Consider the following 2,963-nt stretch of genomic DNA (forward strand, 5'->3'; position numbering starts at 1 on the left):
GTTACGGCCAGACCCGCCTCGCGCGGCATCACTGGATTTTCCGCTAAACACGTCTATCACCTCATAAATGAGGGTAAATTTCCTGCTCCAATAAAAATAGGTCGCGCTAGCCTTTGGCGTTTATCAGACGTTAACTCATGGCTAGAGAGTCATTCTTCATCTAATGATGGGGAGGCATAATCATGAGTAAACATAATCCCCCCCCCTGTTTTGAACTAGTTGACGAACAGTTAGCCGATCTAATAGAAAAGCCAACCATCTTGCAGGATGGCCGGCCCTTAAAAACCACTACAGATGACATTGACCAGCCATCATCAGTTATTTTACCACAACAAGATTTAAAAATTAGCTCGGATTTAGCACAGACTACTATCGATAGGCTTGCCACATTATCAGAACTGCAGTATGAGCTAGAACGAACTGAAACCGCGAAATCTCTCAACAATATGTCAGTTCGATCACTTGATAAGCTAGTCAAGAAAGCTAGGGGTAAATTGAAGTCTGAGGCCTCTGATAGTTTGGTCGTTGATACTAAGCCATACGCAGAACCGGTAACAGATATTGCCTTAGTAGCTGATCAAATATATCAGATAATAGATGATCACATTGCCTGTACTGACGCTGTAAAAGTAGCAACTACACTCTGGACACTCATGACTTGGGTTATACCTGCAAGTCATATCCTACCTATAGCATGGATAAATGCTCCAGAAAAGAGATGTGGTAAAAGCACATTGTTAACTTTAATTAGCAGAATGAGTAAACGCCCATTATCAACATCAAATATTACTGGCTCTGCTTTATTTCGTTCGATTGAACAATATAAACCGACTTTGTTCATCGATGAGATTGACACGTTTATCAACGATAACGAGGGCATTCGAAGTGTACTAAATGCTGGGCATAGTCGCGATAACGCATATATCATACGCTGTGTTGGTGATGATAATGAGCCAGTGCCGTTTAATGTTTATTGCGCTAAAGCGATTTCAGGCATTGGTAAAATCTCTGGTACATTGATAGATCGGTCAATATCGCTCACTCTAGAGCGTAAAATGAAACATGAGACAAAAAAACGAGTGCGTTACTTACCTGAAGATATCACTAACAGTATTCAGTCAAAACTCGCTAGATGGTCGAATGATAATCTGCAAGCAGTAAAAGATGCTAAGCCAGTACTGCCTGTTACGATAAACGACCGTGCGCAGGACAATTGGGAAATCCTACTAAAAATAGCTATGATACTGGGTGATAACTGGCTAGAGCAGGCTTACAGAGCCTGTATCGAGATATCGGGTATCGAGAACGACGAACTAAGTCTGAGTGAGCAGCTATTATCGGATATCCAAACCATATTCAAACTAAAGGATACCGATCGCATTTTAACCAAAGACTTAATAAGCAGTTTATGCCAAGATCCAGAAATGCACTGGTCAACATTCCATAATGGTAAAAAAATTACCGATCGGCAAATTTCCGATCTATTAAGAGGATTTAAAATCAAACCTAAATCCCTTAGAACGAAACCTAAATGCGGTAGAGGCTACGAACTAAATCATTTCTTAGATGCTTTTAGTCGCTACTTGCCCTAATAACTTTAGACAGAGGCACCTAAAGGACTGAGGTCTGTTTAATATAGGCCTTATTTCTTTATAACATTACACTTCTTATTAGTCTCTAAAGTAGTATCGAAAATTAATACTCTCTAACTAAGCTCTGATACTCTCGATCATACTTGAAACAGAAAGGCCCATCTTCATAACCGTATGAGTTTCTATAGGCGTCGATATTACCCGAAAAACAAAATTTATCTGTTTTGGGGCTAAAGTCGAAATGTATAGTTTCACCTTTTTTATTTATAGTAACTGGATTGCCACGGCTGTCCTTAGCGTCTGACAAAGAGTAGCTCAAAGGAGAAACAGTTTTAGTATCTTTATTAATGACTACCAAGCGATATGGTTTTTTGCCATTATAACCAGACTCACTGGTTTCAAATATATACAGTATCTTATTATTATCAAAGTTTGCTTCACGATTTTTTAGAACTTTAGCATAGCTTTTTAAAAGCTTATCAGTACAAAAGTCTTCTTCATCGTAATCAAATCCACACATATCTACTGTAACACCGTACTTTGAAGCTTGAGCATTTGTTTGTGTAGATGCACCAAGCATCATCAGAGAGCTAGCTAAGATCAAACTCACTTTCTTCATTACTTTCTCCTTTGGTTTCAAAATATTAAACGTTTTTCTTATAAATATTAAAAGTCAAAATTACTATCAAATGAGCGTCTTACCATGTAACTTAATGACTTATATTCTGTATAGTGGGACGTGTCCTTTAGCTTCTCCTCAAGCTTTAACAGTACCTCTCGATTATTGTAATCGTCTGCCTCTCGTGTGAGGAGTAACGTTACCTGTTGCTCTCTATTTCTCGCATTTTCAGAGCTATAGTCAAAAGTAAGCTCATGGGTATCTGATATTAGCTCACCAGAGTCTGCATATAGCCCCAACCTTAATATTCTAGGTCGTACTTTATCTGTTACTGGAGTATTCTGATATAGACCAATACTGAGTTCACTTGAAGTAATGATTGAGTTTGATCCACGGAGTACCTCAACCTCAACTGCCGATATATCGCTTTGTCTTTTTTTATTAACCTTTAAAAGTGGAATAACAATCTCTTGTAATGCTGCACCACCGTGCACGAAGCGACTACCAGAGCCTCTAACTCTTAGACGATTGATTGACTTGGGTATCTGTACCTCCATATCTCCTTCTAATCCGAGTTGTGCTGAGCTGAATTTGTGTAAGCTAGGTAGATCTTTTAGGTTGCGACCTAAGACAAAGCGTCTGTTAGTATTAAGCACTTTGACCCCTGCCGTCAAATCCGTACACATAAACTTGGGAGATTTTAATTACGCAGCCTGACGATAATAATCAAACCACACCTGTCTTGGTGATTG

The 2,963-nt window shown here is 38.9% G+C and carries 4 protein-coding genes; 2 read left to right on the forward strand and 2 right to left on the reverse strand.

Annotated features, from left to right (window positions below; translation table 11 throughout):
* The coding region (locus ACT3SX_RS14575; protein ID WP_444761808.1) for a helix-turn-helix transcriptional regulator at positions 1-180 on the forward strand (180 nt) is incomplete at its 5' end.
* A gap of 2 nt (positions 181-182) precedes the next feature.
* Complete coding sequence (locus tag ACT3SX_RS14580; RefSeq protein WP_443562264.1) at positions 183-1,592, forward strand: DUF3631 domain-containing protein; 1,410 nt, start codon at positions 183-185, stop codon at positions 1,590-1,592.
* Between the two features lie 103 nt (positions 1,593-1,695).
* Here the strand turns inward: ACT3SX_RS14580 and ACT3SX_RS14585 are convergent, their stop codons facing one another.
* On the reverse strand, positions 1,696-2,211 hold the full coding sequence (locus ACT3SX_RS14585) for a hypothetical protein (protein WP_192524659.1): 516 nt from the start codon (positions 2,209-2,211) through the stop codon (positions 1,696-1,698).
* 47 nt (positions 2,212-2,258) lie between these two features.
* Positions 2,259-2,867, reverse strand: coding sequence for a hypothetical protein (locus ACT3SX_RS14590; RefSeq protein WP_444761809.1), 609 nt, complete (start codon positions 2,865-2,867; stop codon positions 2,259-2,261).
* Positions 2,868-2,963 lie beyond the last annotated feature (96 nt).

Origin of the sequence: Psychrobacter sp. AOP31-B2-9, from assembly GCF_052378005.1 — a bacterium.
Classification (GTDB): Bacteria; Pseudomonadota; Gammaproteobacteria; order Pseudomonadales; family Moraxellaceae; genus Psychrobacter.